We start from the raw sequence: 16,454 nt of genomic DNA on the forward strand, positions 1-16,454 counted from the left end.
ATCGTACGCGGCTTTGCGAAGCGCTCACGCACGCCCCGCCTCGGAGACGTCGGCGCGGGCCCGGATCTTCCGCCGCGCCAACTTCCTTACCGGGTCCAGCTCACGGCTTTCCTCCCTACCAGCGGAACGTCCGCATGCGCATCGCGTGGCGCAGGCGCGCGGCCTTGGCGCGTCGCGGCTGGACCCGGGCGCGCAGCTCACGGGCCTCGGCGAGATCACGGAGGAACTGGGCGCGCCGGCGCCGGCGCTCGGCGTCCGTCTCGGGTGCCGTGCGATCGCGGACCCGGGCGCCGGGTGTCGCCGGCGCGGCCGAGTCCTTGGTGTTCCCGGGCGCGTCCTCGGGAAGATCAGGCAGATCAGGCACGTCACACCACCCCAGTCCGTCCCTCCCACTTTCCCTCTTATGGGCGGTTTGACGCCAGCACGATGGAGCGCGTGGCGCAGGTACCGTTGTGGGCATGCGTCTCCACGTCGTCGACCACCCCCTGGTCGCCCACAAGCTCACCACGCTGCGCGACCAGCGCACGGACTCTCCCACCTTCCGCAGGCTGGCCGACGAACTCGTCACCCTGCTCGCCTACGAGGCCACGCGGGACGTGCGCACCGAGGCGGTCGACATCGAGACCCCGGTGGCCAGGACCACCGGGGTCAAGCTCGCCCGGCCGCGCCCGCTGGTCGTGCCGATCCTGCGGGCCGGGCTCGGCATGCTGGACGGCATGGTGCGGCTGCTGCCGACGGCCGAGGTGGGCTTCCTGGGCATGATCCGCAACGAGGAGACCCTGGAGGCCTCCACGTACGCGACGCGCATGCCCGAGGACCTCTCCGGCCGCCAGGTGTACGTCCTGGACCCGATGCTGGCCACCGGCGGCACGCTGGTCGCGGCGATCCGCGAGCTGATCAAGCGCGGCGCCGACGACGTGACGGCCGTGGTCCTGCTCGCCGCCCCCGAAGGCGTCGAGGTCATGGAGCGCGAGCTGGCGGGCACCCCGGTGACGGTCGTGACGGCGGCGGTGGACGACCACCTCAACGAGCACGGCTACATCATCCCGGGCCTCGGCGACGCGGGCGACCGCCTGTACGGCGCGGCCGAGTAACCACCCCGATCAGCGCCCCACAAGGGGCGCCCGTCAGGGGCGCGGGGGAACTGCGCGACGAGCCACGGCGAACCCGCGGCCGAAGAACGACGCCCGGGGGGCGCCCCGCAGGCAGCGGCGGGGAACTGCGCGACCGGCCACGACCGGCCGCCGGCGGAAGAACGACGCCCATGGCGCCCCGTCAGGGGCGCGGGGAACTGCGCGACCAGCCACGACCGGTCGGCACCCGAGGCACGGCGCGCGGTTTCCCCGCCCAAGCCCCGCGGGGAGCTGCGCGACCAGCCGCGACTGACCGGGCACTCGAAGAACGGCGCGCGGTTTCCCCGGCCAAGCCCCGCAGGGCTCAGCAGGCCTTCTTCGGGCGATCCGCCGAAGCCGCGGGAGCCGTCAGCGCCGTCAGCGCCTGCTGGGCCGCCGCCGGCTTGGCCAGCTCCTTGAACGCGTCCCCGATGATCAGGTCGAGGGCGGCCCCCTTGCGCCCGGCGTCCGTGCGGCGCTCGGCGTCGGCGAGCTGCGTGGCGAGCACCGGCAGCGAGGTGTCCTGCGCGGTGACGGGACCGAGGAGCATCCCCGTGCCCTTGATCTTCTTGTCGAACTCCTTCGCCGCGTTGCCCACGTCGCCGATCTTGAAGCCGCGCTTCTTCAGCTCGTCCGCGGTCTTCTTGGCGAGCCCGCTGCGGGCGGTGGCGTTGTAGACGTTCACGGTGATCCCGCCCGGTGCGGGCACGTCCTTCACCCGGGCCGCCGCGGCGGCCTTGGTACGGCACTCCGTCTTCGTACCGGACGCCGTGGACTTCTTGCCGCCGGAGAAGACGTCGATGAGCTGCAGGGTGCCCCAGCCGACCAGCCCGAGCACCGCGACGGACGCCACCACGGCGGCCACGAGCCTGGCCCGGCGCCGGGGAGGGCGCATCCGAGGGTATTTGTCCCCCGTGATCCGGTACTTGCCGCCCATGCCGGGGGGCGTCAGCATGCTCATGGGCGCAGCGTAGTGCGCCCGAGCGGCGATGCCTATTAGATGATCAGTCGATGCCGCTCAGCGGAACCCGAAAGGGCCAACGGCCGTGTCGCGCCGGGTCAGTCGAGTTCGAGCACGCGCGCGTGCAGCACCTGGCGCTGCTGGAGGGCCGCACGGACCGCGCGGTGCAGGCCGTCCTCCAGGTACAGGTCGCCCTGCCACTTGACGACGTGCGCGAAGAGATCGCCGTAGAACGTCGAGTCCTCCGCCAGCAGTGTCTCCAGGTCGAGCTGCTGCTTGGTGGTCACGAGCTGATCGAGGCGGACCGGGCGCGGCGCGACGTCCGCCCACTGCCGGGTGCTTTCCCGGCCGTGGTCGGGGTACGGCCGGCCGTTTCCGATGCGCTTGAAGATCACACGGAAAGCCTACCGGTCAAGACGTTCCGGGCGCAGCCATGGCGGCGGAGTGCGACGCTTGAAAAGGTGCCGCAAAACGGCCAAACGGGCTACTACCGGGAACAGGGGCCTGCGATGAGTGACAGCGAGACCGCTCCGCCCGCCACCCCTGAGGGGGCCGACGCACTCCCCGCGGAGGCGCAAAAGATCGCTTCCGGCTACGCGTTCACCGGCCCCGCCCTCGACCTGGGCGCCCTCCTGTGGGACGGGCGGTGCCACGCCGGCGCGCCGGTCCGCATCCCACTGCCCATGCTCAACCGGCACGGTCTGGTCGCGGGCGCCACCGGCACCGGCAAGACCAAGACCCTCCAGCTGATCGCGGAGCAGCTGTCGGCGCAGGGCGTGCCGGTGTTCCTCGCGGACATCAAGGGGGACCTGTCCGGCATCGCGCGGCCGGGGCAGGAGGGTGACCGGGTGCGGAAGCGGTCCGGCGAGGTCGGCCAGGAGTGGACCCCGGCCGGCTTCCCGGCGGAGTTCTTCGCGCTCGGCGGCCTCGGTCACGGCATCCCGGTGCGCGCCACGGTCACCAGCTTCGGCCCGGTGCTGCTGTCCAAGGTGCTGCGGCTCAACCAGACCCAGGAACAGTCCCTCGGCCTGATCTTCCACTACGCCGACACCAAGGGCCTGGAGCTGGTCGACCTCAAGGACCTGCGGGCGGTCGTCGCCTTCCTCGCCTCCGACGAGGGCCGGGCCGAGCTGAAGGACATCGGCGGCCTGTCGAACGCGACGGCCGGGGTGATCCTGCGTTCCCTGACCGCGTTCGAGGCGCAGGGCATGGCCGACTTCTTCGGTGAGCCGGAGTTCGACACGGCCGGCTTCCTGCGTACGGCCGAGGACGGCCGGGGCGTCGTCTCCGTCCTCGAACTCGCGGCCGTGCAGGACAGGCCGCAGCTGTTCTCGACGTTCCTGATGTGGCTGCTGGCCGACCTCTTCCACGACCTGCCCGAGATCGGCGACGCGGACAGGCCCCGGCTGGTCTTCTTCTTCGACGAGGCGCATCTGCTGTTCGACGACGCCTCCAGGGCGTTCCTGGACTCGATCACGCAGACCGTGCGGCTGATCCGTTCCAAGGGCGTCGGCGTCTTCTTCGTCACCCAGACCCCGAAGGACGTGCCCGCCGACGTCCTCGGCCAGCTCGGCAACCGCGTCCAGCACGCCCTGCGCGCCTTCACCCCCGACGACCAGAAGGCGCTGAAGGCCACCGTGCAGACCTTCCCCAGGTCGGCGTACGACCTGGAGGAGCTGCTCACCGGTCTGGGCACCGGTGAGGCCGTGGTGACGGTCCTCAGCGAGAACGGGGCCCCCACCCCGGTCGCCGCCACCCGGCTGCGGGCCCCGGAGTCCCTGATGGGCCCGGTGGACCCGGCCGAACTGGACCGGGCGGTCCGCGACTCCTCGCTCTACGGCCGTTATGCACAGGCTGTGGACCGCGAGTCGGCGTTCGAGCGGCTGCGCGCACGGCCGGCGCCGGCCGAGGCCCCGGCGTCAGCGCCCGCCACGGCCCCGAAGGCCCCGAAGGAGGAGCCGTCGCTGGTCGAGCAGGTGGTGGGCAGCGGGATGTTCAAGTCCCTGGCCCGTTCGGTCGGCACCCAGATCGGCCGCGAGATCACCCGCTCCCTGTTCGGCACGGCCCGGCGGAGGCGGTAGCCCGCCCCCGCCGGACGCGGTTCAGCGGTCCCGCTGCTCGGGTGGCCGCTGGGCCTCCGGCCGCCGGTGGTCCGGCTTGGCCGTGGCGGTGCGCCTGGCCTCGGCGCGCAGCAGGGCGCGCAGGACGGCGTAGGGATCCATGGGCATGACGGTGCTGCTCCTTGCGTCGAGCCGACTGACCTGTGCGGGGGCGCGGGTCTGTCAGCAGCGCAGGACCACCGTGCGCAGCAGGGACGGGGCGTACGGCGTCCCCGGCGCCGAGTGGCGCACGGGTGCGGCGGGCCGGGCGGGCGCCGGGTCGGGCAGGGGCGCGGGACGTTCGGGCACGTCGGCCCGGTGGACGGCGCGGGCGGGCGGCCGCAGCGCCGTGTCGAGGACCTCGTGCTCGGCGGTCTCGGCGGCCACGGTGAGCGACGGGGCCGCGAGGGCCTGCACATGGGCGCCGGGCACCCACAGGGCGAGGAGCAGCACGAGCACCCGCAGCCAGGCACGGCCTTCGGGGATGTTCGCGGTCCTGCTCACATCGGGTGTCTCCCCGGGACGGAGGGGGAGCGCAGCACCTCGTGCGCCGGATTCGCTGGCTCGGCGTACCGGCGGGGCGCCCGGTTGACGCGGGCGGGGAGTTCACCGGACCGGGCCGGGCGGCGGCCGGTCACACGTTCTGCGGCACCTGCCGGGCGACCGAGCGGATGCGGAACGCCGTGACGATCTCGACGACGCCCACCGCGATCAGCCAGATGCCGCCGACGACGGTGAGCACGGTGACGGACTCGAAGGGCGAGACGATGAGCACGACGCCCGCGAGGAAGGTGACGATCCCGAGGAAGATCTGCCAGCCGCGGGCCGGCATCCGGGAGTCGTGGGCGGCGGCGAGGATCTGGGTGATGCCGCGGATGAGCCAGCCGATGCCGATCCACAGGGCGAGCAGCAGGATCGACTCCATGGGGCCGCGGAAGCAGAACAGGCCGAGCAGGATCGACAGGGCACCGCTGATGAAGGCCAGCACGCGCAGGGAGGTCGTCCTGTGTGTGCCGAAGGCGGCCGCCAGCTGGAAGACTCCGCTGATCAGCAGGTAGATGCCGAAGAGGACACCGGCCGCGAGCAGGGAGGGGCCGGGCCAGATCAGCACCAGGATCCCGAGGATCAGGGAGACGACGCCGGTCAGCAGGACGAGCTGCCAGGCGGCCTGCGACAGGGCGTGGAGGGGGCCTTCGAACGCCGGCTCGGGCTCATGGCGGGCGCCGGGCGGGTGTCCCGCGTGGACGTGCCGGTCGTCGTACTCGCGACCCCATCCGGGGCCGCTGCTCGGTGCCTCGGTCATGGTCCATGCTGCGAACACGTGACGGCGTTCCGCCACTCGGGTGGGCCACCCGGCTTACCGGGCCCCTCAGCCGCCCGCGGCCTTGGCGGCCTTCGCCGCCGCCTTCATCTCCTGCTTGTGCGCGCGCACCTTGGCCAGCGACTCCGGCCCGGTGATGTCGGCGACGGACCGGAAGGACTTCGCCTCGCCGTACGCGCCCGCGGCCTCCCGCCAGCCCTTGGGTGCGACCCCGAGCTGCTTGCCGAGGAGCGCGAGGAAGATCTGCGCCTTCTGCCGGCCGAACCCCGGCAGGTCCTCCAGCCGCTTCAGCAGCTCCGCCCCGCTCGCGCAGCCCCGCCACACGGCCTCGGGGTCGCCGTCGTAGTGCTCGGTCAGGTACTGGCACAGCTGCTGGACGCGCTTGGCCATCGAGCCGGGGTAGCGGTGGACGGCGGGCTTCTCGGAGAGCAGCGCGGCGAAGGCCTCGGGGTCCATCGCCGCGATCTCGTGCGCGTCCAGGTCCGCGGTGCCGAGCCGGTCGGCGATGGTCCGGGGCCCCTTGAACGCCCACTCCATGGGCACCTGCTGGTCGAGCAGCATCCCCACCAGCGCGGCGAGCGGCGACCGCCCGAGCAGCGCGTCGGCCTCGGGATCCTGGGCGAGATGCACGGTGACGTCCATGGGTCGATGATCCCCCGCCGCCGCCCGGCCCGCGCGCCCGGCCCTGCCCGGGGCCCACGCCGTTCGCCCGGTACGCCCGGAGCGCCGCGTCCGGTGGGCCCCGGGGGCCCGGGTTCGGACTCGCTCGATCGGCGTGCTCGGCTCGTGCGCTCGGGGCACGCTTCCCGGCCCGCGTGGCGGGTGTGGCCCAAGGCCGTTGGTCAGGACCCGCTCGGTCCGCGTGCGTGCCCGCGTTCCCGGTTCGCGGTTCGGCGTGTCCCAGGGCCCCGGGTCGCGCGCCGTGCGCCTGCCAGGACCGGGCGTCCACGCCTTCGCGGGCGCCGGGCCGGGTCTCGCGTCGGCGGGCGTGCCCCGACCCCTGGGTTCGGGCTGCCCCTCTCTCCGGTCATCCGGTCCGTCCGCCCGGACAGCGTGTCCTCGGCCCGTGTGCTCCGTGCGGGCCAGGGTTCCGCATCGGGTCGGCCCGCCGGGGGCGACGGTGGCCGCCCGCGGCGCCTGGCGCTCCGGTCAGTCCGCGCGCCAGTAGCCCAGGGCGTGCAGCCGCTGCTTCGGGACGCCCAGTTCTCTGCGGACGTACGACGCCAGCGTGCGGGTCGTCGTGGTGTCGCAGGCGATCCAGACGTACGGGTCGGGGGTCGCCGTGAGTACGGCGGGCAGTTCGGCACGGACCCGTTCGACCAGGTGGGCGCCCGCGTCCCGGCGCGGGACCTCGCGTATCTCGTGGCGGCCCGGGTCGGCGTGGGAGGGGAGACCGTCCAGGCCGCCCTCGAACCAGAGCGTCGCCGGTGCGGAACCCAGCACGCCGAGCAGGGAGTTGACGGCGGGCAGAGAGGCCGGGTCGCCGATCGCGACGAGGTGCGAGGGCGCGGGGTCGGGCCGCTGGAAGCCGGTGCCCTGCACGGTGGCCTCGATGGTGTCGCCGGGCCGTGCCGCCCGTGCCCAGTCGGAGGCGACGCCTTCGTGCAGGGCGAACTCCAGGGCGAAGGTGCCGGCCGCCGGGTCCGGGTCGACCAGGGTGTAGGCCCGCTGGTGCGGTCGGCCGTCGGCGGAGAACCACAGCCGTACCCACATCGTCGGGTGCACCCCGGTCGCGGCGAGCAGCCCGCCGTCGCTCAGCCGCAGCCGCCGGTAGTCCGCGGTGACGTCCTCCGCCTCCGTGACCGTGAGCACGAAGTCCTTGGCACGCAGCAGTTTGAGTACCGCGCCCTCCCAGCCCCGCCCCTGCCCCATGACCCCTCCACGGTTCGCGTACGATTCCCCACCCATACTTAGGCGAGGCTAACCTAAAACGAAGGAGGGGCTCCCGGGTGACCACCGAGACCTACCGCGACGCCTGGGGCATTCCCCATCTGCGTGCGTCCAGCGCCCGTGAACTCGCCCGCGCCCAGGGCCGGGTGACCGCCCGTGACCGGGCCTGGCAGCTGGAGGTCGAACGCCACCGGGCCCAGGGCACGTCGGCCTCCTTCCTCGGCGCGGGCGCCCTCTCCTGGGACGTCCTCGCCCGCCGGGCCCGCCTCGACGACACCGCCCGCCGCTGCTTCGCCGTGCTGGAACACCGGGACCCCGAGACGGCCGACTGGGTCCGCGCGTACGCCGACGGCGTCAACGCGGGCCTGGCCGCCGGCGCCCGCCGCGACCCCGCGTTCGCCCGCACCGGCCTCACCCCCGGCCACTGGCGGCCCTGGACCCCGCTCGGTGTCTGGCTCGCCACGCACATCCTGTTCGCCGGTTTCCCCGCCAAGCTCTGGCGCGAGCAGGCGATCCGCCACCTCGGCCCCGGGTCCGTCGGCCTGTTCGCCACCGACGGCCCCGGCATCGCGGGCAGCAACGGCTGGCTGGTCTCCGGCGAGCGCACCGCCACGGGCCACGCCCTCATCGCCGGCGACCCCCACCGCTTCATCGAGGACCCGGGCGTCTACCAGCAGATCCGCCTCGCCTGCCCCGAGTTCGACGTCGTCGGCCTCGCCGTGCCCGGCGTCCCCGGCATCGCCCACTTCGGCCACACCGGCACCGTCGCCTGGGCCATCACCAACGCCATGGCCGACTACCAGGACCTGTACCGCGAGCGTCTGCGCCGTACCGGCGCCGGAGTCGAGGCGCTCGGACCGGACGGGACCTGGCACCGGGCCGCGCGGCACACGGAGACCGTGGAGATCGCGGGCGAGTCCCCGGTCGAGATCGAGGTGATCGAGACGGACCGGGGCCCGGTGATCGCGGGCGGCCCGGAGGGCCTGGACGCCGGTGTCGCCGCGTACGGCGGCACCGGCACCGGCACCGCGGCCGGCACGACGGTCCCCGACGGGGCCCAGGCCCAGGCGCTCGCCCTCCGCTACCCGCCCCGCGTCACCGGGGACCTCGGCTTCGGCGCCCTGCTCCCCCTGCTGCGCGCCCGCACGGTCACCGACGTCGACCGCGCCCTGGACGCCTGGGCCGAGCCCGTCAACGTCGTCCAGGCCGCCGACACCGCCGGGGGCACCCTGCACCGCGTCGCCGGCCGCGTCCCCGACCGCGCGGTGGCCAACCGCGTCCACCCCGTCCCCGCCTGGCGGCCCGGTCACGAATGGCACGGCACGCACGAGACGCCGTACGCCGGACTGACCGACGGTGTCGCGGTGATGGCCAACCAGCGCGGACCCGCCACCCCCCTCGGCGTGGAGTTCGCCCCGCCGCACCGCGCCGACCGCATCCACGCCCTCCTCGACGCGCGCCGCACGTGGACCGCCGACGGCATGGCGGAGATCCACACCGACACCCTTCTCGGCTCCGCCGGCGCCCTCCTGGACCACCTCGCCGCCCTCGACGGCCTCACCCCGGGAGCGGCCCGCCTGCGCGACCGCCTGCTCGCCTGGGACCGCCGGATGGACGCCGGCAGCACCGACGCGGCGGCCTTCGCGGCCGTGCGCGGCGCGGTCGTACGCCACCTCGCCGCGGACCCGGTGTTCGCCCCGCTCGCCGAGCCCCCGGCCTACCCGGAGGTCCTGCTCCCGTGGCTGGCCCTCGTCCCGCGCGTCGGCTTCGCCCTCGAACACCTGCTGCGCGCGGAGAGGTTGTACGGCGTCGACCGCCCCGCCGTCGTACGCACGGCGCTGGAGGAAGTGGCCGCCGAGCCGCCCGCCGGCGCCTGGTCCGACACCCACCGCCTGGCCCCCTGGCGCGCACTGCCGTACGAGCCGGGCGAGCCGGAGGGGCCGTACGGGCCGGGGGAGCCGTACGCCGAACCCGGACTGGGCGGCGACCACGACTGCGTGCTGTGCGCCTCGGCCGTCCCCGGCCTCACCGACCGCGCGGCCCGCGGCCCGGCCGCCCGCTACGTCTGGGACCTGTCCGACCGCGCGAGGAGCCGCTGGGTGGTCCCCTTCGGCGCCGACGGCGTCCCCGGCGCCGCACACCACCACGACCAACTCCCCCTGTGGCTCCGGGGCGAACTCGCCCCCGTCGTCACCGACTGGACCCTTCTGGAGCGCACCGAGGAAACCGATGACTGACCTCCACGAACAGCACATCGACGGCTACGGAACCGTCGGCGTCCGCCCCCTCGACCCGCAGGCGGACGCGGACGTGATCCACGCCTGGGTGAGCGAGGAACGCGCCGTCTTCTGGGGCATGAACGGCCTCACCAGGACCCAGGTCGCCGAGATCTACGCCCACATGGCCGGCCTCGACACCCACCACGCCCACCTGGTCACCAAGGACGGCGCACCGGCCGCCCTGCTCCAGACCTACGAGCCGGCCGCCGACCGGGTGGGAGAGTGCTACGACGTACGCCCCGGCGACCTCGGCGTGCACCTCCTGCTCGCCCCCGCCGGCGCCGACGGCGCGCACCCAGGCTGGACCGCGGCCCTGCTGACCGCGATCGCGTCGTACGTCCTGCTGACCCTGGACCGGCGGCGGATCGTGGTCGACCCCGACGTCCGCAACACCAAGGCGATCGCCCGCTTCGAACGCCAGGGCTTCGCCCCCGGACCGGTGGTCGTCCTCCCCGAGGTGGACCTCCCCGACGTGTACCTGCCGGAGAAGCACGCCCAACTCGCCTTCCTGGAAAGGGAGGCGGCCTTCCCGGCCTGACGAGGGCCGAAGGCCCCGACGCACCGGTGGCGGACCGCGGGGTGACCGCCCGGCGCATCCGGTGAGCACGCCGGCCGATCCTTGCGTACCTACAGGGAGGCCCGCGGGCCGTTGCCGCTCGCGGGGCGGCGGGCGGACGGCACGCGGGCGGTCGGGAGGGGCGAGGTGCACGACGGAATCCGGTGGCTGCGGCGATTGACGCTGCTGGGGGCGGGCCTGCTGCTGGTGCTGCTCGGTACGGCGGCTCCCGCCTCGGCCCACGCGGCCCTGCGCGAGAGCGACCCCGGCGACGGCACCGTCCTCAGGACGGCACCCCGGCACGTGACCCTCACCTTCACCGAGTCGGTCGGCCTGCTCACCGACTCCTTCCGCGTCTACGACCCCGAGAACCACCGTCTGCGCACCGGCACCGCCGACCACGCCCCGGGCCGCTCCGAGACGGCCCGTGTCACCCTCCCCGCCAAGTTGGCCACCGGCACCTACACGGTCGCCTGGCGGGTCGTCTCGGCCGACAGCCACCCGGTGTCCGGCGCCCTCACCTTCTCGGTCGGCAAACGCACGGCGACGACGGCGAGCCCGGTACCGGACCGCACCGAGAACCCCGCGACGACGGCCCTGTACGACATGGCCCGTTACCTCGCCTACCTCGCCGTGGCCCTCCTGCTGGGCATCGCCGCCTTCGTGGCGTACTGCCGCCCGCCCACGGCGGCACCGCTGCGCACCCCGGCCCTCGCCGCCGCCTGGGCCCTCCTCGCCGCCACCGCGGCCCTGCTCCTGCTGCGGTCGCCGTACGAGCAGGGCACCTCCCCGGCGGACGCCCTCTCCGTCTCCGCGCTCACCCGCACGGCGACGACCCGCCCCGGCGCCCTCCTCCTCGCCCGGCTGGTCCTCCTGCTGCTGGGCGGAGCCGTCGTGGCGCTCCTCAGGGCCCGCCGCAGAAGGCTGCACCGCCGCTTCACCCTGGCGGCGACCGCGCTCTTCTCCGCCGCCCTGGCCGTCACCTGGTCGGCGGCCGAGCACGCCTCGGCGGGCCTCCAGGTCCCGCTGGCGATCACCTCGGCCACCCTGCACCTGCTGGCCATGGCCGCCTGGCTCGGCGGTCTGGTCGCCCTCCTGCGCACCCTGCGTCGGATCGAGTCCGCCGCCGCCCCGGTCCTCACCCGTTTCTCCCGGATGGCCCTCGCCTCCGTGACGGTCCTCGTCCTGACCGGCGTCTACCAGTCCTGGCGCGGCCTCGGCTCCTGGCAGGCGCTCACCGACACGACGTACGGCCGCACCCTGCTGGCCAAGCTGGCCGCCGTGACCGCCCTGCTCCTGGCGGCGGCCTGCTCCCGGACCTGGACGAACCGCCTGACCGGGGCGACCCCGGCGGTGCGCGCGGATTCCGGGCGGGCCGCGGTGCCGGCCCGCACGCCGGAGGTGGCGACGGCGAGGACGACGGTGCCGGCCCGGGGGGCCGAGGCCGCGACGACGAAGGCGGGGGTGCCGGCCGACGCCCCCGAACCGGCCACGGCCGGGGCCTCGCGACCGCCCGCTCCCCCGCCCCCCGCCGCCACCGCCTTCCACCTGCTGCGCCGCTCGGTGCTGGCCGAGGCCGCCGTGGGCGTGGTGGTCCTGGTCCTGACGACGCTCCTGACCAGCACCCTGCCCGGCCGCGCGGCCACCGAGGCCGCGCGGACCGGTGCCGTCACGACCGGCATCCCGACCGCCTCGGTCACCACGGTCCCGTTCGACACCGGCGCCGCCGGCGGGACCGGCAAGGTGCAGATCACCCTCGACCCGGGCCGGGTCGGCCGGAACTCCGTCCAGGCGGTGGTCTACGGCCCCGACGGCGGCCTGGCCGCCGTGCCCGAACTCCGCGTCTCCCTCACGCTGCCCGCCCAGCGGGTCGGCCCCCTGGACACGAAGGTCACCGACCGCGGCGGCTACTGGGCCGCCGACTCCTTCGCCCTGCCCATGCCGGGCACCTGGACCCTGAAGGTGACCGTACGGATCTCGGACCTCGACCAGGTCACGGCGACGGCCCCGGTCCGGGTGACCGACTAGGAACCGCCCGCCGGCGGCCGACGGAAACGGGTGCGCTCGGCCACACAGCCCTGTTCTCCCCGATGCCGCGCCGCCGGACGGCTCCCGGCGCACGAAACGCCAGATGGCCGGGCCGCTTTCGCGGTCCGGCCCTCTGGGCTGACGGAGGATACGAGATTCGAACGCGTGAGGGGTTGCCCCCAACACGCTTTCCAGGTCAGTTGGGGCGGTCCGAACGAGCGTGAACAGGGCTGAACGCGACGGAAACTGAGACGGCGGCGCTCTTCGTCACAGCGTGGGAGCCGACCGCCGCCAGTTGTCTGAGCCGCCGTCATCCGTGGAGCTAAGCGGCCGTGCGCCGCGCCGCACGTACGCCCAAGGCGGGCTCCGGTGCGTCCTCCAGCGGCCAGGTCTCGTCTTCCCCGAAGTCAGCGGCCTGGAATGGGTTGGTTGCCGGGGGCGGCGATGCTGCCGCGGAGCTGGGGGGTTGCCCTTCCAGAGCGGAAAACAGCGACGTTGGATCGATGAGAGAACTCTCTTTCGTTGCAGGCCCCGTGAGGGGCCTGGTGTGCCGTGACCGGGCACAGCGGTCCTACAGTTTCGTCATCTTGGCGTACGGGCTGCAGATCCGCATCTGCGCCGAGCCGAAATCCACGAGCGCCGCGATTCCGTCCTCGATGCCGATCACTCGGCCGAGGCCGTACATGTCGTGCGTGACCTGATCACCCAGGGCAAAGTGCTTGGGAGCCGGTGTGACCGGGGCCTTGAAGGGGCTGGTGGGCAGATGACGCTTCGGCGTAGCAGGTGTCATGGCTCAGTATGAGCCTTCGTGCATGCCTTTCGCTGTGGCCGTTGGCACAGATCTGGACGACAACAACGGCTGCAGGCTGCTGACCTGGAGTTTCGTGACCTGGTGAGGCGAATGACGGGACTTTGGCCGTCGGATCTTCCTGCCGATCTGGTACGGAGCGGTAGGACGCCTTGAACGACCGCCCCAGGTGTTCGCGGCCAGTCGGCTCGGCAGTGACTGCCGGTCGCCCTTCAACGCGCGCTGTGTCGTCGCCCTGGCCCTCGGTCTCCGCCAAGGGGAAGCGCCCGGCTGCGCTGGGAGGACGTCGACCTGGCCGCAGGGTATGTCCGTATCCGCAATAGCCGGCTGCGGGCCAAGTACGCACACGGTCGCGGTGCGGACCCGTGTGGCAGGAAGGCGGGCGGCCCCAAGCGGTCGCAGATCCGCCGCGCGCACAAGTCGACCAAGCGGCTTCTTCAGGACGCGGGCGTACGAGACGGCCGTCTCCACGACGCTCGCCACACCGCCGCGACCGTGCTCCTGATCCTCGGTGTCCCGGACGTCGTGATCGTCGCGATCATGGGCTGGGAGCCCGGGGGAGCGGCGCGTATGCGCGCCCGCTACATGCATGTGACGGGAGTCATGCTCCGGAAACTGGGACGGACAACGTCGAAGGGCCCCACTGCGAACAGCGGGGCCCTTCGACATCGTGCCCGGTGAGGCACTGGCGGAGGATACGAGATTCGAACTCGTGAGGGGTTGCCCCCAACACGCTTTCCAAGCGTGCGCCCTAGGCCTCTAGGCGAATCCTCCGCCGGAAACATTACATGACCGAGGAGGGTGCTCGCGAACCCGTTCCCGCAGGCCGCCATCGGGGTACTGACCGTCGGCCGCAATCGGGTACTGTGGGCGCAGCCCCTCACGCGGCGCTATCTGACTGAACTCCCCCAGGGCCGGAAGGCAGCAAGGGTAGGTCGGCTCTGGCGGGTGCGTGGGGGGCCCTTGTGTTTCCGGGGGCGTCCCCGGGCCCGCGGGCGGGACCCGTTGTCGGTGGACGCCATTAACCTCGTATGCGTGTCGTCTCTCGCGCTGTACCGCCGCTATCGCCCGGAGACCTTTGCCGAGGTCATCGGGCAGGAGCATGTCACCGACCCGCTGCAGCAGGCGCTGCGGAACAACCGGGTCAATCACGCGTACCTGTTCAGCGGGCCGCGTGGGTGCGGGAAGACCACCAGCGCGCGCATCCTGGCCCGCTGTCTGAACTGCGAGCAGGGGCCCACCCCGACGCCGTGCGGAGAGTGCCAGTCCTGCCAGGACCTGGCGAGGAACGGCCCGGGCTCGATCGACGTCATCGAGATCGACGCCGCTTCCCACGGTGGTGTGGACGACGCCCGTGAGCTGCGCGAGAAAGCCTTCTTCGGGCCCGCCGCCAGCCGGTACAAGATCTACATCATCGACGAGGCCCACATGGTCACGTCGGCCGGCTTCAACGCGTTGCTGAAGGTCGTCGAGGAGCCGCCGGAGCACCTCAAGTTCATCTTCGCGACCACCGAGCCGGAGAAGGTCATCGGGACCATCCGCTCGCGTACCCATCACTACCCGTTCCGGCTGGTCCCGCCGGGAACCCTGCGGGACTACCTGGGCGAGGTGTGCGGGCGGGAGGACATCCCCGTCGAGGAGGGAGTGCTCCCGCTCGTCGTCCGCGCGGGCGCCGGATCCGTGCGTGACTCCATGTCCGTCATGGACCAGCTCCTCGCCGGCGCCGACGAGGAGGGTGTGACGTATGCCATGGCCACCTCTCTCCTCGGCTACACCGACGGCTCCCTCCTCGACTCCGTCGTCGAGGCCTACGCCACCGGGGACGGCGCCGCGGCCTTCGAGATCGTCGACCGCGTCATCGAGGGCGGCAACGACCCCCGCCGGTTCGTCGCCGACCTGCTGGAGCGGCTGCGCGACCTGGTGATCCTCGCCGCCGTGCCGGACGCCGTCGAGAAGGGCCTCATCGACGCCCCCGCCGACGTCCTGGAGCGCATGCAGGCCCAGGCCTCGACCTTCGGCGCCGCCGAACTGAGCCGGGCCGCCGACCTCGTCAACGAGGGCCTGACCGAGATGCGCGGCGCCACCTCGCCCCGCCTCCAGCTCGAACTGATCTGCGCCCGCGTCCTGCTCCCCGCCGCCTATGGCGACGAGCGGTCGATGATGGCCCGCCTCGACCGTCTGGAGCGCGGCGTCGCCTTCTCCGGCGGCGCCGGCGCGCCCGCCATGGGCTACGTGCCCGGTCCGGAGGCCCACGGCGGCGGAGCGCCCGTACCGCCCGGTGGCGGCCCCGCCGCCGCACGCGCGGCGGTCCGGGGCACCGGCCCCGGGGACGCCCCCGCGGCCCCTGCCCCGGCAGCCCCCGCGGCTCCGGCCCCCGCACCTGCCGCCCCCGTCCCGGCGCCTGCCGCGTCCGTGTCCCCCGAGGCTCCCGCGCCCGCCGCCCAGGCCCCGGCGCCGGCCGTGTCCACCGCCCCCGCGGCGGCCGCCGCACCGGGCGCCTGGCCCACCGCCGCCTCCGCCGGCGGCGGGCGGCGCCCCGGCGGCTGGCCCACGGCGGCCGCGGCGGGCGGCAACCGGCAGGACCAGGCCCCCGCCCGACCCGAGGCGCCCGCCCAGCCGCAGCACCAGCCGCCCCCCGCACCGTCGGCGTCGGCGGCCCCGGCGCCCGCCGCCCCGGCGGCCCCGTCCGGCGGTGTCGATCCCCGGGCCCTCTGGCCGAACATCCTGGAGGCCGTCAAGAACCGCCGCCGCTTCACCTGGATCCTGCTCAGCCAGAACGCCCAGGTCACCGGCTTCGACGGCACCACCCTCCAGGTCGGCTTCGTCAACGCCGGCGCCCGCGACAACTTCGCGAGCAGCGGCAGCGAGGACGTGCTGCGCCAGGCGCTGAGCGAGCAGTTCGGCGTGCAGTGGAAGATCGAGGCGGTCGTCGACCCGTCCGGCGGCGGGTCAGCCCCGGCGCCCGGCGGTCCGTCGGGCTTCGGCGGAGGCGGCGGCTACGGCGGCGCCCCCACCCAAGGCGGTGGCTACGGCGCCCCGGCCGCCCCCCGTCCCGCGGCTCCCCAGCCGTCGGCCCCGCAGCCGTCGGCGGCCCCGCAGTCCGGCTCGTCCGGCACCGCGGCGGCGTCCAGACCGGCGTCCCGCCCCGCGGCCGCGCCCGAACCGCCCCCGGTGTCCCTCGAGGACGACATCCCCGAGGACGACGACCCGGACCTGGACGAGTCGGCCCTCTCGGGTCACGAACTGATCGTGCGGGAGCTGGGGGCGACGGTGATGGAGGAGTTCTCCAACGAGTAGCCGGCGGGAACCGGCGAGGGGTCCGCGCGGCGTCCGGGCACAGCGGCCGGCGCACCCGCACCGCACCCCTTGGTAGGAACGCACAGATCGACCGGCCCCCGGC

General features: G+C 74.0%; 15 protein-coding genes, 1 tRNA gene, 1 other RNA gene and 1 pseudogene. 8 read left to right on the plus strand and 10 right to left on the minus strand.

Annotation, left to right across the window (positions count from 1 at the left end; all coding sequences use genetic code 11):
• Positions 1–115: 115 nt before the first annotated feature.
• Positions 116–364: a hypothetical protein gene (locus BLW57_RS20760; protein ID WP_093476450.1), complete on the minus strand. Its 249-nt coding sequence runs from the start codon at positions 362–364 to the stop codon at positions 116–118.
• Positions 365–458: 94 nt separating this feature from the next.
• Between BLW57_RS20760 and upp the strand changes: the two genes are divergently transcribed.
• Complete coding sequence (gene upp, locus BLW57_RS20765) at positions 459–1,094, plus strand: uracil phosphoribosyltransferase (RefSeq protein ID WP_073890207.1); 636 nt, start codon at positions 459–461, stop codon at positions 1,092–1,094.
• Between the two features lie 343 nt (positions 1,095–1,437).
• Here upp and BLW57_RS20770 read toward each other — a convergent pair whose 3' ends face one another.
• Positions 1,438–2,073, minus strand: a complete 636-nt coding sequence (locus tag BLW57_RS20770; protein WP_256339544.1) for a LytR C-terminal domain-containing protein — start codon at positions 2,071–2,073, stop codon at positions 1,438–1,440.
• 98 nt (positions 2,074–2,171) lie between these two features.
• Positions 2,172–2,468 (minus strand): type II toxin-antitoxin system VapB family antitoxin, encoded by a 297-nt coding sequence (locus BLW57_RS20775; RefSeq protein ID WP_004943146.1) that lies wholly within the window; start codon positions 2,466–2,468, stop codon positions 2,172–2,174.
• Positions 2,469–2,582: 114 nt separating this feature from the next.
• Here BLW57_RS20775 and BLW57_RS20780 point away from each other — a divergent pair, with 114 nt between their 5' ends.
• Positions 2,583–4,154 (plus strand): helicase HerA-like domain-containing protein, encoded by a 1,572-nt coding sequence (locus BLW57_RS20780; RefSeq protein WP_093476451.1) that lies wholly within the window; start codon positions 2,583–2,585, stop codon positions 4,152–4,154.
• A 21-nt stretch (positions 4,155–4,175) separates the two neighbouring features.
• Here BLW57_RS20780 and BLW57_RS42405 read toward each other — a convergent pair whose 3' ends face one another.
• The 5 genes from BLW57_RS42405 to BLW57_RS20800 form a co-directional block, all read right to left on the minus strand.
• A complete protein-coding gene (locus tag BLW57_RS42405) occupies positions 4,176–4,301 on the minus strand; it encodes a hypothetical protein (RefSeq protein ID WP_256339545.1) in 126 nt (41 codons plus the stop codon).
• Positions 4,302–4,355: 54 nt separating this feature from the next.
• The gene (locus BLW57_RS20785) at positions 4,356–4,676 is read right to left on the minus strand and encodes a hypothetical protein (RefSeq protein WP_256339546.1); all 321 of its coding nucleotides are present in this window, start codon (positions 4,674–4,676) and stop codon (positions 4,356–4,358) included.
• Between the two features lie 130 nt (positions 4,677–4,806).
• Positions 4,807–5,475: an HdeD family acid-resistance protein gene (locus BLW57_RS20790; protein ID WP_093476453.1), complete on the minus strand. Its 669-nt coding sequence runs from the start codon at positions 5,473–5,475 to the stop codon at positions 4,807–4,809.
• Between the two features lie 66 nt (positions 5,476–5,541).
• Entirely contained in the window at positions 5,542–6,135 is a 594-nt protein-coding gene (locus tag BLW57_RS20795; RefSeq protein WP_093476454.1) for an HhH-GPD-type base excision DNA repair protein, read from the minus strand.
• Positions 6,136–6,642: 507 nt separating this feature from the next.
• Positions 6,643–7,365 (minus strand): siderophore-interacting protein, encoded by a 723-nt coding sequence (locus BLW57_RS20800; RefSeq protein ID WP_093476456.1) that lies wholly within the window; start codon positions 7,363–7,365, stop codon positions 6,643–6,645.
• A 77-nt stretch (positions 7,366–7,442) separates the two neighbouring features.
• Here BLW57_RS20800 and BLW57_RS20805 point away from each other — a divergent pair, with 77 nt between their 5' ends.
• From BLW57_RS20805 to BLW57_RS20815, 3 genes are all read left to right on the plus strand, one after another.
• Positions 7,443–9,620, plus strand: a complete 2,178-nt coding sequence (locus BLW57_RS20805; protein WP_093476457.1) for a penicillin acylase family protein — start codon at positions 7,443–7,445, stop codon at positions 9,618–9,620.
• On the plus strand, positions 9,613–10,200 hold the full coding sequence (locus BLW57_RS20810; protein ID WP_093476459.1) for a GNAT family N-acetyltransferase: 588 nt from the start codon (positions 9,613–9,615) through the stop codon (positions 10,198–10,200). The genes BLW57_RS20805 and BLW57_RS20810 overlap by 8 nt, the downstream gene beginning before the upstream one ends.
• Positions 10,201–10,365: 165 nt before the next feature.
• A complete protein-coding gene (locus BLW57_RS20815; protein WP_256339547.1) occupies positions 10,366–12,246 on the plus strand; it encodes a copper resistance CopC/CopD family protein in 1,881 nt (626 codons plus the stop codon).
• Between the two features lie 571 nt (positions 12,247–12,817).
• Here the strand turns inward: BLW57_RS20815 and BLW57_RS20825 are convergent.
• Positions 12,818–13,036: a hypothetical protein gene (locus tag BLW57_RS20825; protein WP_093476460.1), complete on the minus strand. Its 219-nt coding sequence runs from the start codon at positions 13,034–13,036 to the stop codon at positions 12,818–12,820.
• Positions 13,037–13,268: 232 nt separating this feature from the next.
• On the opposite strand from BLW57_RS20825, the pseudogene BLW57_RS42410 reads away from it, so the two are divergent.
• Positions 13,269–13,735, plus strand: a pseudogene (locus BLW57_RS42410) (site-specific integrase); the annotation flags it as partial.
• 5 nt (positions 13,736–13,740) lie between these two features.
• Here the strand turns inward: BLW57_RS42410 and BLW57_RS20835 are convergent.
• Positions 13,741–13,828 (minus strand) — tRNA-Ser (locus tag BLW57_RS20835).
• A gap of 97 nt (positions 13,829–13,925) precedes the next feature.
• Between BLW57_RS20835 and ffs the strand changes: the two genes are divergently transcribed.
• Together ffs and BLW57_RS20845 are read left to right on the plus strand one after the other, a co-directional pair.
• Positions 13,926–14,022, plus strand: an RNA gene (gene ffs / locus BLW57_RS20840) — signal recognition particle sRNA small type.
• A gap of 67 nt (positions 14,023–14,089) precedes the next feature.
• A complete protein-coding gene (locus tag BLW57_RS20845; protein ID WP_093476462.1) occupies positions 14,090–16,351 on the plus strand; it encodes a DNA polymerase III subunit gamma and tau in 2,262 nt (753 codons plus the stop codon).
• Positions 16,352–16,454 lie beyond the last annotated feature (103 nt).

It is taken from the genome of Streptomyces sp. 1222.5, from assembly GCF_900105245.1.
In the GTDB taxonomy this organism is placed as follows: Bacteria; Actinomycetota; Actinomycetes; order Streptomycetales; family Streptomycetaceae; genus Streptomyces; species Streptomyces albidocamelliae.